Below are 19,473 nucleotides of genomic sequence, written 5' to 3'. Positions count from 1 at the left end.
CTCCTGATAAAGACCAGTCGTGCTCCAGCTATTAGCCCTGGTGGTGCTGCGTCTTATGCTTAATCCAATGGTTTAAGGTTTCGAACAATTCGTTCAGCACTATAGGTTTGGTTATATGGGCATTCATCCCCGCGGCCAGGCTCTTTTCCCTGTCTCCCGACATGGCGTGGGCCGTCATGGCTATGATGGGCAACTGCTCTGTGGTGAAGCGCTGCCGCAGCGCCTTGGCCGCCGTCAAGCCGTCCATCACAGGCATCTGAATGTCCATCAGCACCGCATCGAAGGGACGGCTATCCACTATGTCCAGGGCTATCTGGCCATTATCCGCCACTACGACTTCGTAGCCGGCACTCTTGAGCAGCTCGGTCGCCACCTGTTGGTTGATGAAGTTGTCTTCCACCAGCAGCACCAGCCCCGTGTGTTGGTCCGTATCCGTCTCGGCAATGGTCGGCGCCAGGTTGAGTTTCGGCTGCTCGGCGAAGGCCGTGATGATCTCATCGAACAGGGTCGAGGCCTTGAAGGGTTTCTGCAGCAGGGCAAATATCTTGTCGCCGTCGACCTCATGCAGCAGCGGCTCCGAGGCATAGGCCGTCATCATGATGATCTTTGGCCTCTGTGCCAGCTTACCCTCCTGTTGCAGCTTATCTATGGCCTCCACCACTTCCTTGCCGTCCATGCCCGGCATCATCCAGTCGAGCAGCAACAGATCCACCTGCGACTTAGTCAGCTTGTACAGGGCCTCGGCACCGCTGGCGGCCGTGTCGACCTCGAAGTTGAAGTCGCGCATCAGCGCCGAATAGATCTGCAGCGCCGACGGATTGTCGTCGACCACCAGGGCCCGCAGGTTGTTGAGCTGCTCAGGGATCACCAGCGGCGCCGGCTTGGCCTCCTCGGCGATCTCGAAGCTGATGGTGAAGCTGAAGGTGCTGCCGACGCCCGGCTCGCTCTGCACCTGCATCTTGCCGCCCATCATGGACACCAGGTGCTTGCTGATCGACAGTCCCAGACCCGTGCCGCCGTATTTGCGGGTGGTCGAGCCGTCGGCCTGGGCGAAGGCGTCGAACAGCTTCTCCTGCTGATCTTTGCCTATGCCTATGCCGGTATCCCGCACCCAGAACTTGAGGGTGATCCTGTGATCCCGCTCGCCCACGTCCTCACAGCCCAGCTCTATCTCACCCGACTGGGTGAATTTAACCGCGTTCGACAGCAGATTGATCAACACCTGACCGAGTCGCAGCGGATCGCCCTTGAGTATCAGTCCGGCGGTCACGGGCGCATACAGCAAGAGTTCGACCCCCTTCTCCTGGGCCCGCAGGGCATTGAGATCCAGCGCATGATCCAGCACCTTATCCAGCGGGAAAGACACCCGCTCCAGCTCCAGCTTGCCCGCCTCTATCTTGGAGAAATCCAGGATGTCGTTGATGATCCGCAGCAAGGACTGGGCCGAGAACCCGGCCTTCTCCAGATAGTCTTTCTGCTGGCTCGTCAGGCTGGTGCGCTGTGCCAGTTGCAGCATGCCTATGATGGCATTCATGGGGGTGCGGATCTCATGGCTCATGTTGGCGAGGAATTCGCTCTTGTACAGATTGGCCAATTCGGCATCCTGCTTGGCTTCCAACAAGGCCACCTCGTTGCTCTTGGAGCGGGTGATGTCTTTATGGGTGCCGAGCATCCGCTTGGGCTGGCCGTCGGCGGTAAACTCGACCACGCGGCCGCGGGACAGCACCCAGTGATACTGACCGGCCTTGGCGCGCATCCTGAATTCTATCTCATAGGCACCGACGGGATCGGCCAGGTACTGATTGCGGTACTCCTGGACCCGGCTCCTGTCGTCCGGATGGATCAGCTCGTCTATGGCGGACAAGAGGGCCGGGAATTCGTTGGCCCTATACCCCAGCATGGAGTAATAGGCCGGATTGCAGATGATCTGCTCCGAATCCAAATACCAATCCCACAGGCCATCTTCCACCGCATCCATCGCCAGGTGATAACGCTCCTCCGACAGCCTGAGCTGCTCGGCCGATTCATATTCCCGGGTCACGTCCCGCCATACGGCGATCAGTCCCAAGAGCTCGCCGCGCCTATTGTAGAATGGCAGTTTCAGGGTATCGAGCAGCACAGACTTGCCCGCCATCTCGACCTTCTCCTGGTAACGCAGCGGCACCCTGTCCTTGAGCACCTGTTCGTCTTCGGCACGAATGCGCTCGCCCAGCTCGGGCGAGGTCAGATCTTCCGACGACAGGCCGATCATCTCGCTCTCCGTATAACCCAGCATGCGCTCGGCCGACTTATTGCAACCGAGGTAATTGCCTTCCTTATCCTTGAAGACGATCGCCTCAGGAATGGAGTCGAGCAGGGAGCGCAACAGGGCGTACTCACGCTCACGCCGCGCCGTGGTCTCCTTCAGCCTGTCGGTGCGCAATGCCACCAGCTTGTCCAGACGCTTATTCTGCTCCGCCAGGTGTTTGGTGTATTGCTGGTTCTCCTCGAAGATGCGGCTCACCAACTGAAACCAGGGCGCCCAGCCCTGGGTGATCTTCTCCGGCGGCTTTCTCGGCTCCTGGGAACAGCCTTCCAGATGCGACAGCAGGCGTGAGGCCGGACTGACGAAGGAACGCCGGGTCTGCCAGTGGACTATGGTCACCAGCACAGACAGGGCCAGCACCACCAGGAGGAAGGTCAGCTGCAGCTTATCCCTGGACTCCTGGAACAGCTCATCGGCCTTCTGCAGGTACAAGAGCCGCCAGGGGGCGTTATGCAGCGCCACCGAGTGGATATAGTAGCCGTTGCGTATCATGCCCTCGTGGGCATCGAACAGCTCGGACTCGGGCAGGGAATGCAGCTCGGATGGAATGCGTTGACTGATATGGTAGACACGGTTGATGTCGGCGGTTTCTATGTCGCTGTGGGAGAGGATGTTATTGCTCTGGTCCAACAGGATAACCGTACCGGGCATCTTGAAATACAAGCGAATTTGCCGCGCCAGCGAGGCCAGGGTCATGTCCAGGTTGATGGAGCCGATGAACTCATCTTCCAGGTAGATGGGCACCCCCAGGGTCGTCAGCAACCCCTTGTCCGCGGGATCCACATAGGCCTCACTCCAGAACACGCTGCGCTGCGGGTTCATCGCCGGTGTGGCGAGCTGGAATTGCTTCTTGTTCAGCAACTCCTCGCGAAACCTCTGTTCGTCCGAGGCCCAGGGATAATAGGACATGATGTGGCGCTTGGAGATGTAATAGATGGCCGAGGCCTTGGGGGCGGCTTCCATGGCGACCGGGAAAGACAGCGACAGCTCGAACAGCATCTCCAGTTCCTGATAGAACTTGTCGCTGCGGCCATCGAGCGAGCCAGAGCCTGTGATCCGGCCCATGTTGGTAAAGGGTTCGCCGCTCTGGGCGTAATTGGGTTCCAGGGTGAAGAACTTGCCACGCTCGTCGAACTTTTCGTACTTGGGAAACCTGTCCTTACGGACCAACTCGCCCAGGCGCAGGTGATCTATGGCCACATTGCGCAGACTCTTCACCGCCCTGATGCTGGATTCGAGCAACAGGTCCACCTGCAACACATGGCGGTCGACCTGCTCCTCACGCTGCAACATCTGCTGACTCTTCTGGCGATCGAAGATCACCCAGGCAGTCAACATCGCCATCAGGATCACCCCGATATAGGTATAAAAAACGGCGCGGTTATAGTTCTTCTGGATCGGCGATTTTAGCTGAAGATCCGGCTCACTGGTTTTCATTCACTACCCTTGGTTGCAGCACTCACGTCGCGGCTGGGAGCTGAGGCGACTCCTCTTTACCCGATGGATAATAGTATCAGGAAGATAATATCAAGCACATTAAATAATTACCGCCAACCAGGGCACAGGGGTGCCCTGGCGGATAAAATAAAGGCCTCCGGGAGGGAGGCCTTGGCGCCAAGCGGCGAAGCTGTTAGAGGTGCTCCTCGGCGTATTCGGCCAGACGGGAGCGCACCACACCATTGAGGTAGATGTTGGCACTGCCTTCGAAGTTTTTGAAACGCTCCACTATGTAGGTCAGGCCCGAGGTCACTGCGGTGAGATAGTTGGAGTCTATCTGCGACAGGTTACCGCAGCAGATGAGCTTGGTGCCTTCGCCCATGCGGGTGATCATGGTTTTGATCTGCGAGGCGGTGAGGTTCTGGCACTCGTCGAGCAAGACCACTGAGTTTTGAATCGAGCGCCCCCGCATGAAGTTGATCGACTTGAACTGAATATTGGCCTTCTCCATGATGTAACTCATGCTGCCCACCGGGTTGGCATCATGCTTATGCAGCACCTCCAGGGTATCTGTCACGGCCGCGAGCCAGGGAGTCATCTTCTCCTCCTCCGTGCCCGGCAGGAAGCCGATGGACTCGGCAATTTCCGGGGTGTTGCGGGTGACTATCACCTTGTCGTACTGCTTGCGCTCGACCACCAGCTCCAGCGCCGCCGCCATGGCCAACAGTGTCTTACCGCAGCCGGCCGGGCCAGTGAGGATCACCAGATCTATTTCCGGGTCCATCAGGGCATGCAACGCCATGCCCTGATAGATATTCTTCGGCTTGACGCCCCAGGCCTCTATGTTCGTCAGCCTGTCGCGTCCAAGGTCCAGTATGTGCAGGTGGGTGTCGTTGAGCTCGGCCACCCGGCCGCAGAAGTCGGACTCCTCATCTATCAGGTATTGGTTGATATACAGGGGCTCGCTGTCGACATCCTTGAGCGGCACCTCATGCACTGTATGGCGCCCCTGCCTGGTGGTGGAGACCTTGTTCAAATGCTCCCAGAAATTTCCCTCGAAGATGTGGAAACCTTTGCTCAGGAAACGTATGTCGTCTATCAGCTGATCGCTGCGGTAGTCCTCGACTCTCTCTATGCCGGCACCTTTGGCCTTGAGGCGCATGTTGATGTCTTTGGTGACCAGTACCACCTGCCGGGGATGATGCGCTTTTTGCAGATACAGTGCCGTGTTGATTATGTTGTTGTCGTTGCTGTCGCCGGGCAAGGCGCCCTGGGTAAATTCGATCTGATGGTCGGGGAAGATGGAGAGGGTACCGCTGGCATCGCTATGGCCTTCCCTTCTCGGCAAGGGTACGCCACTGACTATCTGCTCCGGGGTGGTGGGTCCGCCTAAGGTGTCCTCCAGCGCCCTGATGGCGACCCTGGCGTCGCGACTGACATCGCTCTTGCGATCTTTTATCTGATCCAGCTCTTCCAGCACTGTCATAGGCACTATGACATCGTGCTCCTTAAAGGAATAAATGGCTAAAGGTTCATGTAATAACACATTGGTATCCAGTACAAACAACTTTCTGTCGTCTTGTTCCATGGCGCCTCCAGAGTGCGTATTCAGCTGTCAATATCCATTCACCATGCCGCCGAGACTTGGCTCATAGCATGGCTAATCACCCGGCCAATCATGGCACTTATTACTCGCGGTAAGACCTAACTTCTCCTCTATCCATAGGCTCTTAAGTCTTATACTGGCACCATTGCCGCCAAAGTCAATCCGCCTTTGAGCGACAATTCCCCGAGCGCAGAACCAGTGTAGAAGCCGGCATGTGACATTCGGATGACATGCCCGCCACCCCAGAATAACAAATTCGTCGACCGGCTAATTTGTAATCTGTCGTGGCGCCAATTAGGCTTTAGGGACCCTCCCGGCGATGTTAATGTCACCCCGATTGGTATAACATACGCGCCCTTTGTGAGTCAGCCCGGAAATGAGAAATAAAGATGCCGTTCGCCTTAGGTCAACGTTGGATAAGTGATACCGAGTCAGAGCTTGGTTTAGGCACTGTTGTGCAGGTAGAAGGCCGCATGGTCACCCTGTTATTCCCCGCCACCGGAGAGAACCGCATGTTCTCCCGCAGTGAAGCTCCGCTTACCCGCGTCATTTATAATCCGGGCGACAAGGTCGAAAGCCATGAAGGCTGGAGCCTGGAGGTGGTCGAGCTGGAAGAGAAACAGGAGCTCATCATCTATCACGGCATTCACACTGAAACCGGTGAACCCGCCAGCCTGCGCGAAACCCTGCTCAACCACAATATCCGCTTCAACAAACCCCAGGACAGGCTGTTCGCCGGTCAAATAGACAGGCTGGACAGGTTCGGTGTGCGTTACCAATGCCAATTGCTGCGCCACAAGCTGGCCTCTTCGGATCTGCTTGGCCTGCAGGGGCCGAGAGTCGGGCTGATCCCCCACCAGCAGTGGATTGCCCATGAAGTAGGACGACGCTATGCCCCCAGGGTGCTGCTCGCCGACGAAGTGGGCCTGGGCAAGACCATAGAAGCGGGTCTCATCATACATCAGCAACTGCTGACCGGCCGCGCCGAACGGGTGCTGGTCCTGGTGCCGGACACACTGCGCCATCAGTGGCTGGTGGAAATGCTGCGGCGTTTCAACCTCAGATTCTCAGTGTTCGATGAAGACAGGTGCGTCGAGGCCTATGCCGACAACGACAACCCCTTCTACACTGAGCAGCTGATCATCTGTTCGCTGGAGCTGCTGCGCAAGAAGAAACGCCTGGAGCAGGCACTCGATGCCGACTGGGATCTGCTGGTGGTCGACGAGGCCCATCACCTGGAGTGGACCGAAGAGGCGCCGAGCCGGGCCTATCAGATAGTCGAGGCCCTGAGTGAAGTCGTGCCTGGGGTGTTGCTCCTGACTGCGACCCCGGATCAGCTGGGGCACCAGAGCCACTTCGCCCGCCTGCGCCTGCTGGATCCCGACAGATTCTACGACTACGACGCCTTCCTCAAGGAGGAAGACAGCTATAAGGAGGTGGCCCTGGCCGCCGAAGCCCTGGCCGCCGAACAGCCGCTGCCGGCAAGTGCCATCGCCAGCATCACCGCACTCCTGTCCGAGAAAGACATCAGCGCCAGCCTGCGCCAGATCCAGGGAACGGATGCCGATGCCCAGCAAGCCGCGCGGGATGAACTCCTGCAGGAGCTGCTCGATCGTCACGGCACGGGCCGGGTCCTCTACCGCAACAGCCGCGCCTCGGTGAAGGGCTTCCCCAAGCGTTTCTTCCACCCGCAGCCCCAGCTGATGCCGGAGCAGTACCTGACCGCGGCGCGCGTCAGCGCCATGATGAACGGCCACAAGAGCCTGGAGGCCAAGGCCGCCCAAGCGCTGAGCCCGGAGAAGCTGTATCAGGAATTTGAAGACAACAGCGCCAGCTGGTGGAAGTTCGATCCCCGCGTCGACTGGTTGATCGACTTCCTCAAGAGCCATCGCAGCAAGAAGGTGTTGATCATCGCCAGCCAGGCGGAGACGGCATTGAGCCTGGAAGAGGCGCTGCGGACCCGTGAAGGCATACAGGCGACGGTATTCCACGAAGGCATGTCCATCATAGAGAGGGACAAGGCCGGCGCCTATTTCGCCCAGGAAGAAGGCGGCGCCCAGGCGCTGATCTGTTCGGAAATCGGCTCAGAGGGGCGCAACTTCCAGTTCGCCAGCCACCTGGTGCTGTTCGACTTGCCGCTCAATCCCGACTTGCTCGAGCAGCGCATCGGTCGTCTGGACCGTATCGGCCAGCAGAACGACATACAGCTCCACCTGCCCTACCTGCAGGGCACGGCCCAGGAACGTTTGATGCAATGGTACCATCTGGGGCTGAACGCCTTCGAGCTGACCTGCCCAGGGGGGCACCTGCTCTACAAGGAATTTGCCGAGCCGCTGCTCGATGTGCTGGGCGATGACGATGCCGACGCACTCGACACCCTGCTCGAGCAGACCCGGGAGCGTTACCAGGAACTGAAACAGGCCATGGAACAGGGGCGCGACAAGCTGCTGGAGATCAACTCCCACGGCGGCGAGCGCGCCAACGCCCTGGTCAAACGCCTGAGCGAACGTGACGACGATACCCAACTGATAGGCTCGGTGATCCGCCTGTGGGACATCATAGGGGTAGATCAGGAAGACAGGGGCGAAAACTCCATCATACTGCGTCCGAGCGAGCATATGATGTTCCCCACCTACCCAGGCTTGCCCGAGGACGGGGTGACAGTCACCTTCGATCGCGATACCGCCCTGTCCAGGGACGATATCGCCCTGATCACCCAAGAGCACCCCCTGGTGCAAACCGGGCTGGATCTGATCACAGGCTCGGAGACGGGCACCACCAGCGTCGCTGTGTTGAAGAACAAGGCCCTGCCCGCAGGCACCCTGTTCCTGGAACTCATTTACCTGGCCGATGCCTCGGCGCCCAAGTCGAGTCAGATGTACCGCTATCTGCCACCTACCCCTATCCGGGTGTTGCTGGATAAGGGCGGCAACAACCTGGCCGACAAGGTCAGCTACGACAGCTTCGACAAGCAGCTGAGCGCGGTCAACCGCCACATAGGCAGCAAGCTGGTGACGGCCTCACAGCCGCTGTTGCATCCCTTGTTTGCCCAGGGTGAAGAACATGCCCAGGCCGAGCTGCAACAACTCCTGGTACAGGCCAGGGAGAAGATGACAACTCAGCTCGGTGGCGAGCTCGAACGTTTGGAGGCCCTCAAGGCCATCAATCCGAACATACGCGACGCCGAGCTCGAGTATCTGCGCAACCAGATGAGTGAACTCAACGCCTATCTGGATGCCAGCCAGCTGCAACTGGACGCCATTCGCATGATCTTGGTCAGCCATGTTTGAGTCAGGGCCGGCCCCTCGAACCTGAGGGGCCAAAGCTGAACCACGGCCAACCGAGCGCGACAAAGGAGCCCCTTCGAGGGGCTTTTTTGTGCGTATCACACGCCAGTCGCGCTATACTCGCCCCAAGACACCTTGGACTCAGTGAGAATATGCCAGAGTACCGCTCCATACCCGTAGGGCTGCTGTTGTTATTGAGCCTGGCCTTTTCCCCAGAATGCCGGCCGCAAGATGCGCCACAGCCCCAGGCAGCCGCCGCGACCGGGGGCGACAAGCAGCCGCCGCGCCTGGGCTATTTGCCCGCCGCCGAAATCGGGCAGATCCGCGTCGAGGATGAGTCGGTCGGGGTGCTGACGCGCCCCTGGCAAGGAGAGCAACACCTGGGCGCCGCCCTGCTGTTGGCGGATCTGGGCTCGCCGCCGGATGCTCCCGGGCTTATCGACTTCCTGCGTCATGGCCTCAATCCGGCGGGTTGGGCCAGCATCAGCCTGACGCCACCCAGGGCCAGGGCGGCGCCAAACTTCGCCACCGCCGCGACCGAGATAAGCAAAGCCGGTGAGGCACAGCTGAGCTATGCCGCCGGCCACGCGACGCCGAAATACTCCCAGGAACAGGACTCCCAGCATAAGACGGCCCAGGAAAACTTCCTGCAGCAGACGCTGACAGGCGTCGACGCCCTGAGCGCCGCCTATCCGGGCAAGCGGCTGGTGATCGCCGATGGCCAGAGTGCCGCTCTGGTGATAGCGCTGCTGCAGCAACAGCAGATCCCCGCGCCCGACATGCTGGTGGTGATCAATCCCTTCATCGAAGATGCAGCGCAAAATCAGGCCCTGGCGGCACAACTGGCGAGCATCACCATCCCAGTGCTGGATCTGCAGTCACCCGATGGCCACCCCGCCTCCCGGCTGACGGCCCTGCAGCGCCACACCCAGGCCTCGGTCCATGGCCCTGGACGTTATCGTCAACAGACACTGGCATTGGATCTGCGCCAGGCGACGGCCTGGCAGGAATGTTTGCAACAAATTAAGGGCTTCGCCTATCTCATCACCAGACAGGGCTAGCTAGGCAAGCGCAGGGCCCACGCCTGGATAGAAGCATTTGGCATCGACGGTCAAAAAGACTAACATGCTGTAAAATTGACAAGAGTCAAAAAAACGTCGCGCCATTGTGGTTAAAATGCCAATAGCGACAGGCCTTTAGAATTAGAATAAGCCAGCTCCTAAGCCGCAGCACCCAGGGGTCACGCCAACAGGACGAACCAAGGATCACTAGATGACAGTTCAGGTACTCATATGCGATGACTCGGCACTCGCCCGCAAGCAGATGGCACGCACCCTGCCCAAAGACTGGGACATAGAACTCAACTATGCCACCAACGGGGCCGAAGGCCTGGATGCGATTCGCGCCGGCAAGGGCGAAGTGGTCTTCCTGGATCTGAACATGCCCGTCATGGATGGCTACGAGGTGCTGCAGACGGTGCAGCAACAGGATCTGCCCGCCCTCATCATAGTGGTCTCAGGCGATATCCAGCTCAGGGCCCACCAGAAGGTCAAGGCCTTGGGGGCGCTGGATTTCATCCAGAAACCCGTCAGTGCCGATGCCATCAGCCACATACTGCAGGAATACGGCATCCTGGAGTTGGCCCAGACGAGCACCGAAACCCAGAGCCCCATGATAGAGGTCGACCTGCGCGATGCCTGCCAGGAGATAGCCAACGTCGCCATGGGACGCGCCGCCGATCTGCTGGCCAGGCTGCTCGATGTCTTCGTCTTGCTGCCCATACCCAACGTCAACGTGCTCGAAGTCAGCGAGCTGACCATGACCCTCAAGGCAACCGAGGCGAATCCGCAGATCTCGGCCCTATGCCAGGGCTTCATAGGCGCAGGGATCGCCGGCGAAGCCCTGCTGTTATTCCATGATGCCAGCTTTCAGGACATGGCCAAGCTGATGGGGCTGGCCAATCCAGACGATGCCAATACCGAAATCGAAGTCATGATAGACACGGGCAATGTGTTGATCGGCGCCTTCCTCAACGGCATCTCGGAGCAACTGGACATGAAATTCAGCCAGGCGCATCCCGTGGTGCTCGGCCGGCATTGCACGGTCAACGATCTCATTCACGACAACGCCGAGAAATGGCAACGCACCTTGGCGATGGAGATCAACTACCGCATCGAAGACCATGATATTCATTGTGATCTCTTGCTGCTCTTCACCGAAGATTCGTTACCGACGCTTAACTACAAGCTCGGCTACCTGCTCGATTAACCTCAGGGTATAAGCTATGTCTCACGATCAAAGTGCGATGAACGAACTACATTGGCTCATAGACATGGTGCAGACCATAGAAGTCGGCCTGGTCGTCTTGGACGAGCAATACCGCATCAAGCTGTGGAATGGCTTCATGGAAAACCACAGCGGCGTGTCGCCCAATGCCATCAAGGACAAGGAGCTGTTCGAGCAATTCCCCGATCTGCCGGTGAGCTGGTTGAAGCAGAAGATGGAATCCGTGCTCATGTTGAAAAACCGGGCCTTCATCAGCTGGGAACAACGGCCCTATGTGTTCAAGTTCAAGAACTATCGTCCCATCACGGGGCGCGCCGACTTCATGTACCAGAACGTGACCCTGTTGCCGCTGGCCTCGCTGACAGGCAAGATCACCCATATCAGCCTGATCATCTATGATGTCACCGACATAGCGATCAATAAGTTACAACTTAAAGCCGCCAACGAACAACTGCAACATCTGAGCCGCACCGACGGCCTGACCCAGTTGCCCAACCGCCGCCACTGGCAGGAATGCATGGAGCGGGAATTCGACCGCTTCGCCCGCTACAGCGACATCGCCAGCCTGGTCATGCTCGACATAGATAACTTCAAACAGATCAACGACAGCCATGGTCATCAGGCGGGTGACAAGGTGATCCAGCACATTGCCCACCTGCTGAACCAGTCGCTGCGGGAAACGGATTGTGCCGGCCGCTACGGTGGCGAAGAGTTTGCCATAGTACTGAGCAGGACGGATGCCCACGGTGCCCACCACTTTACCGAGCGGTTGCGCCAGAACATTGCCGACGCCCGGGTTCTCTATAAAGGCAAGCAGATCAAGGTGACCGTCAGCCTGGGGATCAGCACCCTGGGGCCCGGCATAGACAGCAGCTCCAACTGGCTATCCAATGCGGACACTGCCCTGTACCAGGCCAAGCAAAACGGCCGCAACTGCACAGTCGCCCATGAGGCCGAAGACAAGCGAACCGAGGCCGCCGCCACAGAACCCAGGACATAAAAAAGCCCATCCTGGATGGGCCTGTCTCATGGTGTCTGGAGCGCTGTCACAATAGGCTCATGCCGGCCGGCCATGGGCTGGGTTTCAGGCAGGAAACCCGTCTTCGTCCATCTCATCTTCTTCGTCTTCATCCAGCTCATCGCCGACGAAATAGGTGCCCCATCCGTCGTAATCCACCTTCTGCTTGGTGGCTAATTGCAGCAACTGCTCGCTGGCCTGGTCAAGTAAGTCTATATCCAGCTTATGATGGGCAATGGCATCGAAACAGAAAATGACCGAGCCATCTTCCAGCTCCATCTCCTCGGCATCATTGACTTCGAAGCCCAGTTTGAAGGCATCGACGGCGGCCTTTTCCAGGCGATCGAAGTTGGTCGAAGAAAAATGATGCTCTATGGTGTATTCGGCATCGGCCTCGGAGCCATCGTCGAGCAAGGCTTGAATAATATCCCTGTTTTCAGCAAGTAGGGCTTTTAACTGACTCTCAATTGACATGGACTGTCTCCGTTAATATGGATTCTGGGCAAACAAGGCGGATTATACGCCATCAAGTGGCAGAGTTTTACCCATTAATGCCGCCGCTTCCTGATTTAATGCGGCTAATCTGGCCGTCATGCTGGCATGAATTTTTGATGACAGCGCTTTCACGTCCGACTTATCCAATCCCTGGGTCTCCACCGGCGCCATCATCTCTATGATCACCACCCCATTATTCCAGCGGTTGAGTCTGATATGGCTCTGACAGGATGCCAGCACAGGCATCATGGGCACACCTGCGGCGATGGCCGTGTGGAAAGCGCCGGCCTTGAAAGGCAGCAGGCCACGACCACGGGAGCGGGTGCCCTCGGGGAAAATCCACACAGATAGGGCATTGTCCCTGATCTTTCGTACCGTCTTGGCCATGGTATCGAAGGCACTGTGGCGATTCTTGCGGTCGATGAGAATATTACCCGATAGCCAGTAGATCTGGCCGAACAGCGGCATCCAGACCAGGCTCTTCTTGCCCAGGCTGACAGTGCCCAGGGGCACGGCCGCCGTGTGGGTGAAGAGATCGAAATTATTCTGGTGATTGGCCAGGTACATGCAGGGCACAGGCAGCCCCTGTTCCGGCTGGCGGACTATGACCCTGACCCCGAGTATCGGCGCCACGGAAGCGAAGATCTTAGCGAACATGTGTACATTGTTTCTATGACGCGGCCTGAAGACACAAACGAGTCCACCGAATACGAAGGCCAGCAGCAACATGACCGCCAACAGCAGGGATCTGACGATTAACAGCACGAGATACTCCGACAAAAAATTCGCGCCAGTATAGCAGCCTGGCCTGCCGACTCAAGCTATTGCTGACAGACGTAAGCCGCAGGTTAGCGAGCAGCAGACATATATAAAGAATATCAAAATCTTAATGTGTTTAAGCCAAAGTTCCAGGTCAAAGTTCCAGCACAGAACGGCGTTATCATCGCCGGCAATCATCGCCAGGGTTAAAAATTCGCCCTATGCCAACAGCCATAACAGCCTGGCCTGCCGACTCAAGCTATTGCTGACAGACGTAAGCCAGTTCCAGGCGGAACACCAAGACGCTGACTGCCAGGGTTAAAAATTCGCCCCATGCCAACAGCCATAGCAGCCTGACCTGCCGACTCAAGCTATTGCTGACAGACGTACGCCGCAGGATATAGAGCAACAAACATATATAAAGAATATCAAAATCTTAATGTGCCTAAGCCAAAGTTCCAGACCAAAGTTCCAGGTCTGGGTTCAAGCACAGAGCGGCGTTATCATCGCCGGCAATCATCGCCAGGGTTAAAAATTCGCCCTATGCCAACAGCCATAGCAGCCTGACCTGCCGACTCAAGCTATTGCTGACAGACGTAAGCCAGTTCCAGGCGGAACACCAAGACGCTGACCGCCAGGGTTAAAAATTCGCCCTATACCAACATCGCAGGTTATCGGGCAACGGGCATAAAAAAGGAGGGCACCCGGATGGATGCCCTCCTTCATAGAGGATAGCAAATCTTAGCTTACCGAAGTCTGAGAGACACCAACGGGCGCCGCCTTCGCCAGTCCCAGGCGGAACAGCAGGGCGCTGACCGCCAGGGCCGCCACTATCGCCGCACCACTGGGCAAGTCGAAACTGGCCGACAGCAGCAGGCCAATCAGGTAACCGCTCAGGCCGACGCCATAGGCCAGCACCCAGGAAAAGCTGCCACGGTACTTGTTGAGCGCCAGCGCCGGCAAGATCAGGGTGCTGAATACCAAATAGACCCCCACCAGCTCGACCGACAAGGTGATCACCAGGGCGAACAGGAGATAAAAGCCGGCGCCGTCGAGGATGCGGGGACGCCAGCAGATCAGCGCCAAGACCCCGGAATAGACCAGCGCAGGCAGCAGCAACTGGGACCAACCGACCCAGAGGATCTGGCCTGACATCAACTGCTTGAGCAGCTCGGCCCCATGGGGATCGTTGGACAACAGCAGCATGGCCGCCACCGCCGCCAACACATAGAAACAGCCTATGATGGCCTCCAGCTCGCCCGCCATGCGTTTGGACAGCCAGGCGATGAAGCCGGCGCCCGCCAGGGCGAATAGCGCCGGCATCCACACATGGGAGAAAGGCAGCGCCTCTATGTTGTGATCCAGGTGGGCGACGATCGCCCCCAGGGCAGCCACTTGGGCTATGGCGAGATCGATGAAGATGATCCCTCGCTTGAGCACCTGACGCCCGAGCACCACATGGGTCGACAGCACCAAGACGCCTGCCGCCAATGCCGGCAGCAGGATTGACATGAGTTCCAGATCCAACATAGGTCTATTTCACCCCGTTAAGCAGTGCCAGCACACTGTCGTAGAGACCGAAGAGATCCCGGCTCTGGTCATTGCCTCCGACAGACATGGGCAGCATCACCACAGGCAGATGCGCCCGCTCCCCGAGCCAGTCGGCGCCGCGTCTATCCTGATAGGAAGCGACGATTATGGCCAGCACGTCGCCCTCGCCGGCGCGTTTCAGCAGGGAAGCCAGATGGCCACTTGTGGGTGGCAGTCCTGGCTTAGGCTCGAGATCCGCCACCTGCTCCATGCCCAACCAGTTGAACAGGTATCTGAAACTGGTGTGGTAGGCGATCACCTTCTTGCCTGTTAGACCGGCCGCCTTAGCCTGCCAAACGGGCACGGCCGCCAGCCAGCGCTGGCTGAAATCCGCCAGCGCGGCTTGATAACCGGCGGCGCCATCCGGATCCAAGGCCGTCATCTTGGCACTCAGGGCCTGGGCTATCTTGAGCAGGCGCTGTGGATCGAAATGCAGGTGCGGATTCCCCTGGGCGTGCACGTCTCCCATGCTGCGATCGACTTGCGCCAGCTTGTCCAGGGGATCGACCTGATCGGCGGCGAAGAATAGCCCCTCCTCGGTCGAGCGCACCTTGGCGTTGGCGGACTTCATCTGCAGCATGGGCAACCAGCCCACCTCCAGCTCAGCACCGGCACAGACCACGAGATCCGCCCGGCGCATCTTGGCGATGAGGCTGGGCCGCGCCTGCACCTGATGCGGGTCCTGCATGGCGGTGGTCGCCGCATACACGCTCGCCCCCGGTGCCAGCGCCTTGGTCAGCGCCGCATATTCAGGCTCGCAGGCAAACACATTCAGCTCGGCATGGGCCAAACCCGTATAGGCCAGCGTCAAACCGACTGCGGCAAATTTAGCTAACTTAGAATTGATGCGCACCGTGAGCCCCCAGAGACATAACATATTGCAGAGTTAAGATGTTGTCATCGGTTATCCCGTCGAAGTTGGCTCCTTGCTGGTGGGTATATTGCAGCCGTACCGTGGAGAAATGGCTTTGATGCCAACCCAGGCTCAGTTCCGTCTCCCGCAACTTCTGCGACTGCATCTCATCGGCTTCCAGCGCCTGGGCATCGAGCTCACCATAGCGTAAGCCTGCGCTCCAGTTGGGGGACATCTGATAGACACCACTCAGGTACCAGGCTTGATGATAGTCTTGCCGGCGCTTGGCGCCGGCGGCCGGCGCCTCATCGGACAGCAGGCCTGTGACCCGGAAATATTCGCCGCTGAGGGTTAGATGCCGGTACTTGTAGTTGCCCTGGGGCGCCCACTTATAGACGAAGTCGGCAGCATAGGTGTTTTCACCCGTGTAGCTGGCGCTGTGGCCATGCCCGGCTTCTTCGGCGCCAGCCTCCTCCTCATGGGGCATGAAGCGACCATTTTGGTTGCGCAAATAGCTCAGTCCAGCCATCCAGGAGCCGGCATCGCCGATATCACCACCGAACTTGCTGTAGGCGGTAAACACCCCCAAATTGCTGAACTCACGGCTACCCGTCTCATCCTCGGCATGCATGCTATCGCCCTTGAAGGCTTCGGCCCCCAGGCTCCAATAGATATCCGTCGGTGCCAGGTAATCCAGCCGGACCCCATCATCGAAGTAATGGCCGCCGAGCAGGGCACGATAGGCCACGGGGCGATCGGTAAAGGCATCCGTATGCAGATGCTGGTTGTTCAAATAGCCTATGTCTGACATGAAGCGCCCGGCGCGCAGCGACAGCCCGGCCGGCATGGCCAGGGTCTGGATGAAGGCTTCCTCCAGGTTGATTTCGCTCTCGCCATCGCTGGACTCCAGCACTGCGGTGACTTTACCGTAAAACATATCATCTATGTTGGCACTGAGTGCCAGCTCAGTCTCGCCCAGACCGAAACCTTCCGTCCGCTCGGACATGGGACGGTCGCTGCTCTGATAGTAGCCATCCACCACGGCGCTGATCGCCGGATTCGTCAGTGTCGGGTCCAGGGCCAAAGCATTCGCGGACGCCAGGGTGCAACCGAGCGCCAGCAAGGCAGCCCCCGGATTGGAAATAGGGTGTTGAATCTTCATCTTGTCTCCAAAAAATACAGCCATGTCTCGCAGGCCATGGCCGGCGAGAAAAATTAATCAATGAATTGGGTTAGCGATATTCAGACGAAGACGGAGGGGCACGGCTGTGATAGAAACTGCTATGTTGGCTGACATAACTGGGCAGGCTGAAGCTCAAGCGCTCGAATTGTTGCCCATCCAACTTGAGATAGAGGGGTTGCAGCGGGAGCATCTTGTTGAGCTGATGCTGATGGAAGCACAAGGTACAATGGCTGGTAGCGCCATCGTCCAGGTGGGTAACGCTGTGAGCCGAGGCCGCAAGAGACAGCAACACCAATATGGCGCTGAGCCATATTGCAATCGCACGTCTGATGTGACTCTTAAGTCTCACTATCGCTACCCCAAATAAACCACAGAATAAAGTCGGTCCGAGTTTAAGCCAGTACAACATGGAGTTGCAACACACAAATGCCCAGGCAAAAGGTTACAAGATGTTTATGCGCCGCGCTCAGGGCTCGGCGCCGGCTCAGGATGTCGGCCCTGGCTAGCGATACTTGGGGCCGGGATCGGGCGCTTCGTCCTTGATGGGGGCCTCGACCGTGTGCAGATGATCCATCAGATGGCATACCAGGAGTAAGATGAGCGCGAAGATGGCGGCGGGGATCATGGCATGGCGCGCCTCTTGGTACCAATAGGCGTAGATGCCACACGCCAGTGCGGTGTAAAAACCCAGCATTTTCAAACGCTGCAGCCAGGGACTGCGGCCCAACCAGGCTGTACAATGAGGACACTGGAACTGGGCTCCCAAGCCCTTGCCTCGCTGCTCAGTGATCGCGGCGACGCCGATGGATTTACTGCAATGTGGACACAGCATACAACTTTCCCCATGAAATGAGCGCCAAGTCTAACAGAAATCCCCCCTGGCGGGGACTTTAGCTGCATCCGGGCGCTGCGGGAGGCAATTGGCCATTCACCCAGGGCAATAAGCTGGTAATATCCTAGAAAATTTATCGCCTCAAGGATAATACCCATGAAACGTCTGACCCGGCAGGGATTGACCCTGGTGCTGCTCTGCCTCAGCCTGAGCGCCGCCGCTATTTCCCAGGACGTCGCCGAGCGCATAGCCCGGCTGCAACAAGCCATAGACAAGGAGCTCCAGACCTTGCCCAGGGCGAAGGGCGAGCTCAAGGCGATCACCGAATACCGAGTCAATACCAAGCTGACGTTGTTGCGGACACAGATCCTCTCCCTGCTGGAGGCCGACAGCCCGGATACCCAAGCCCTGCTGCCACTGATCAGGCAACAGCTGGTCTACACGGACAGACTCGGCCGTTATCTGGACCAAGACATAGCCGCCATGACCCAGGAGCTGGGCACCGGCAAGGATAGCAAGATGGCGCTGCAAATCGCCAGACGGGAAACCGCCAAGGACAAACTCCTCAAGCTCAGGCTCGAAACCCTGGGCTGGGCCGAAAACCTGGGGCTCGACATGGGCCAGCAGAAGCAAGCCCTGACCCAAACGCTGCTGGCGCGGGCCGATGGCCTCGACAGCCTGCTCAGTTACACTCAAGTACGCTTGAAAGCCGCCATAGACGAGGTCACCGCCGCCGGCAAGGATGTCACTCCGGAACTGACGGCCCAGGTCACAGAGCTGAAAGAGCGCCTGGCCCAGAATAGCCAGAGCCTGAGCCTGAGCATAGAGCTGCTCGACGCCCTGGGTGAAGAGACCTCGGCCTGGAAACAGGCGCTGTTCGCTGCCTCGGGTGACATCACCCATAATGTGCTCACCCTGAATGTGGCTTCCAGCCTGGTCGAGCAATGGCTGACGGCGGCCGAAACCCAGGCCATGGACAAGGGCCCCGGGCTCATCTTTAAATTCCTGGTATTTCTCGTCATACTGCTACTGGCGGCGCTGCTCGGCAATATGACCAAACGCTTAGTCAGGCGAGCCGTCAGCAACTCCAGCCTGAAGTTCAGCCGCTTGCTGCAGGAGTTTTTCACCTCACTGTCGGGTAAAGTCATTTTTGCCATGGGCCTGTTGATCGCCCTGTCCCAATTGGGTTTCGAACTGGGGCCACTGCTGGCGGGCTTCGGTATCGCGGGTGTCATCATAGGCTTCGCCCTGCAGGATACCCTATCGAATTTCGCCTCCGGCATGATGATCCTCATCTACCGCCCCTATGATGTCGGCGATCTGATCAGCGCCGCCGGAGTGACCGGCAGGGTCAGCCACATGAACCTGGTGTCGACCACCATCAAGACCCTGGATAACCAGAGACTCATCATTCCCAACAACAAGATCTGGGGCGATACCATAAATAACATCACGGTCGAGCACCACAGGCGAGTGGATATGAGCTTCGGCATCAGTTACAGCGACAGCATAGAACAGGCCGAGACCCTGCTGAAGGCCATAGTAGAGGCGCACCCCAAGGTGCTGGCCACCCCGGCGCCGACCGTCAAGCTGCACCTGCTGGGCGAGTCATCGGTCGACTTCGTCGTCCGTCCCTGGGTGAAACCCGACCATTACTGGGACGTCTACTGGGACATTACCCGGGAAGTGAAGCTGCGCTTCGACGCCGAAGGCATCAGCATCCCCTTCCCACAACGGGACGTGCATGTGTATCGCAGCAAGTAGCCGCTTCCTGTACCTGGGGCGTCCATGGGCGCCCGATGCACCGGCGGCTAACTGAACT

Annotated in this window: 14 protein-coding genes; 5 read left to right on the top strand and 9 right to left on the bottom strand. The window is 58.3% G+C overall.

Annotation, left to right across the window (positions count from 1 at the left end; translation table 11 throughout):
* Positions 1 to 31: 31 nt before the first annotated feature.
* Positions 32 to 3,742 carry a response regulator gene (locus HC757_RS17040; RefSeq protein ID WP_169565592.1) on the bottom strand — a complete coding sequence of 1,237 codons (3,711 nt, stop codon included), beginning with the start codon at positions 3,740 to 3,742 and terminating at the stop codon, positions 32 to 34.
* 193 nt (positions 3,743 to 3,935) lie between these two features.
* Complete coding sequence (locus HC757_RS17035) at positions 3,936 to 5,330, bottom strand: PhoH family protein (protein WP_169565591.1); 1,395 nt, start codon at positions 5,328 to 5,330, stop codon at positions 3,936 to 3,938.
* Between the two features lie 407 nt (positions 5,331 to 5,737).
* Here HC757_RS17035 and rapA point away from each other — a divergent pair, with 407 nt between their 5' ends.
* The 4 genes from rapA (at position 5,738) to HC757_RS17015 (ending at position 11,921) form a co-directional block, all read left to right on the top strand.
* The gene (gene rapA, locus HC757_RS17030) at positions 5,738 to 8,638 is read left to right on the top strand and encodes an RNA polymerase-associated protein RapA (protein WP_169565590.1); all 2,901 of its coding nucleotides are present in this window, start codon (positions 5,738 to 5,740) and stop codon (positions 8,636 to 8,638) included.
* Positions 8,639 to 8,787: 149 nt separating this feature from the next.
* On the top strand, positions 8,788 to 9,696 hold the full coding sequence (locus tag HC757_RS17025; protein WP_169565589.1) for a DUF3530 family protein: 909 nt from the start codon (positions 8,788 to 8,790) through the stop codon (positions 9,694 to 9,696).
* A 211-nt stretch (positions 9,697 to 9,907) separates the two neighbouring features.
* Entirely contained in the window at positions 9,908 to 10,903 is a 996-nt protein-coding gene (locus HC757_RS17020) for a response regulator (RefSeq protein ID WP_169565588.1), read from the top strand.
* Positions 10,904 to 10,919: 16 nt separating this feature from the next.
* Entirely contained in the window at positions 10,920 to 11,921 is a 1,002-nt protein-coding gene (locus HC757_RS17015; RefSeq protein ID WP_169565587.1) for a GGDEF domain-containing protein, read from the top strand.
* An 84-nt stretch (positions 11,922 to 12,005) separates the two neighbouring features.
* Here HC757_RS17015 and rraB read toward each other — a convergent pair whose 3' ends face one another.
* The 7 genes from rraB to HC757_RS16980 all read right to left on the bottom strand — a co-directional run bounded on the left by rraB (position 12,006) and on the right by HC757_RS16980 (position 17,651).
* Entirely contained in the window at positions 12,006 to 12,413 is a 408-nt protein-coding gene (rraB, locus tag HC757_RS17010; RefSeq protein WP_169565586.1) for a ribonuclease E inhibitor RraB, read from the bottom strand.
* Positions 12,414 to 12,455: 42 nt separating this feature from the next.
* Positions 12,456 to 13,199 (bottom strand): 1-acylglycerol-3-phosphate O-acyltransferase, encoded by a 744-nt coding sequence (locus tag HC757_RS17005; protein WP_169565606.1) that lies wholly within the window; start codon positions 13,197 to 13,199, stop codon positions 12,456 to 12,458.
* A gap of 735 nt (positions 13,200 to 13,934) precedes the next feature.
* On the bottom strand, positions 13,935 to 14,723 hold the full coding sequence (locus tag HC757_RS17000; protein WP_169565585.1) for a metal ABC transporter permease: 789 nt from the start codon (positions 14,721 to 14,723) through the stop codon (positions 13,935 to 13,937).
* Positions 14,724 to 14,727: 4 nt separating this feature from the next.
* Positions 14,728 to 15,636, bottom strand: a complete 909-nt coding sequence (locus HC757_RS16995; protein ID WP_169565584.1) for a metal ABC transporter solute-binding protein, Zn/Mn family — start codon at positions 15,634 to 15,636, stop codon at positions 14,728 to 14,730.
* Positions 15,620 to 16,798 carry a TonB-dependent receptor gene (locus tag HC757_RS16990; protein WP_169565583.1) on the bottom strand — a complete coding sequence of 393 codons (1,179 nt, stop codon included), beginning with the start codon at positions 16,796 to 16,798 and terminating at the stop codon, positions 15,620 to 15,622. Before HC757_RS16990 ends, HC757_RS16995 begins: the two co-directional genes overlap by 17 nt.
* Before the next feature lie 70 nt (positions 16,799 to 16,868).
* Positions 16,869 to 17,168, bottom strand: a complete 300-nt coding sequence (locus HC757_RS16985) for an ABC-type zinc uptake system zinc chaperone (RefSeq protein WP_169565582.1) — start codon at positions 17,166 to 17,168, stop codon at positions 16,869 to 16,871.
* A 153-nt stretch (positions 17,169 to 17,321) separates the two neighbouring features.
* Entirely contained in the window at positions 17,322 to 17,651 is a 330-nt protein-coding gene (locus HC757_RS16980; protein WP_169565581.1) for a hypothetical protein, read from the bottom strand.
* Between the two features lie 156 nt (positions 17,652 to 17,807).
* On the opposite strand from HC757_RS16980, the gene HC757_RS16975 reads away from it, so the two are divergent.
* Positions 17,808 to 19,415, top strand: a complete 1,608-nt coding sequence (locus HC757_RS16975; RefSeq protein WP_169565580.1) for a mechanosensitive ion channel family protein — start codon at positions 17,808 to 17,810, stop codon at positions 19,413 to 19,415.
* Positions 19,416 to 19,473 lie beyond the last annotated feature (58 nt).

Origin of the sequence: Shewanella salipaludis (genome assembly GCF_012911865.1) — a bacterium.
GTDB classification, from domain to species: Bacteria; Pseudomonadota; Gammaproteobacteria; order Enterobacterales; family Shewanellaceae; genus Shewanella; species Shewanella salipaludis.
Note: the sequence above shows the minus strand (reverse complement) of the source record. Positions and strands in the feature narration are given on the sequence as shown.

Excerpts from the sequence above, each read along its gene's own strand:
- HC757_RS17040 (WP_169565592.1), bottom strand. The coding sequence starts at position 3,742 with ATGAAAACCAGTGAGCCGGATCTTCAGCTAAAATCGCCGATCCAGAAG.
- HC757_RS17035 (WP_169565591.1), bottom strand. The coding sequence starts at position 5,330 with ATGGAACAAGACGACAGAAAGTTGTTTGTACTGGATACCAATGTGTTA.
- rapA (WP_169565590.1), top strand. The coding sequence starts at position 5,738 with ATGCCGTTCGCCTTAGGTCAACGTTGGATAAGTGATACCGAGTCAGAG.
- HC757_RS17025 (WP_169565589.1), top strand. The coding sequence starts at position 8,788 with ATGCCAGAGTACCGCTCCATACCCGTAGGGCTGCTGTTGTTATTGAGC.
- HC757_RS17020 (WP_169565588.1), top strand. The coding sequence starts at position 9,908 with ATGACAGTTCAGGTACTCATATGCGATGACTCGGCACTCGCCCGCAAG.
- HC757_RS17015 (WP_169565587.1), top strand. The coding sequence starts at position 10,920 with ATGTCTCACGATCAAAGTGCGATGAACGAACTACATTGGCTCATAGAC.
- rraB (WP_169565586.1), bottom strand. The coding sequence starts at position 12,413 with ATGTCAATTGAGAGTCAGTTAAAAGCCCTACTTGCTGAAAACAGGGAT.
- HC757_RS17000 (WP_169565585.1), bottom strand. The coding sequence starts at position 14,723 with ATGTTGGATCTGGAACTCATGTCAATCCTGCTGCCGGCATTGGCGGCA.
- HC757_RS16990 (WP_169565583.1), bottom strand. The coding sequence starts at position 16,798 with ATGAAGATTCAACACCCTATTTCCAATCCGGGGGCTGCCTTGCTGGCG.
- HC757_RS16980 (WP_169565581.1), bottom strand. The coding sequence starts at position 17,651 with ATGCTGTGTCCACATTGCAGTAAATCCATCGGCGTCGCCGCGATCACT.
- HC757_RS16975 (WP_169565580.1), top strand. The coding sequence starts at position 17,808 with ATGAAACGTCTGACCCGGCAGGGATTGACCCTGGTGCTGCTCTGCCTC.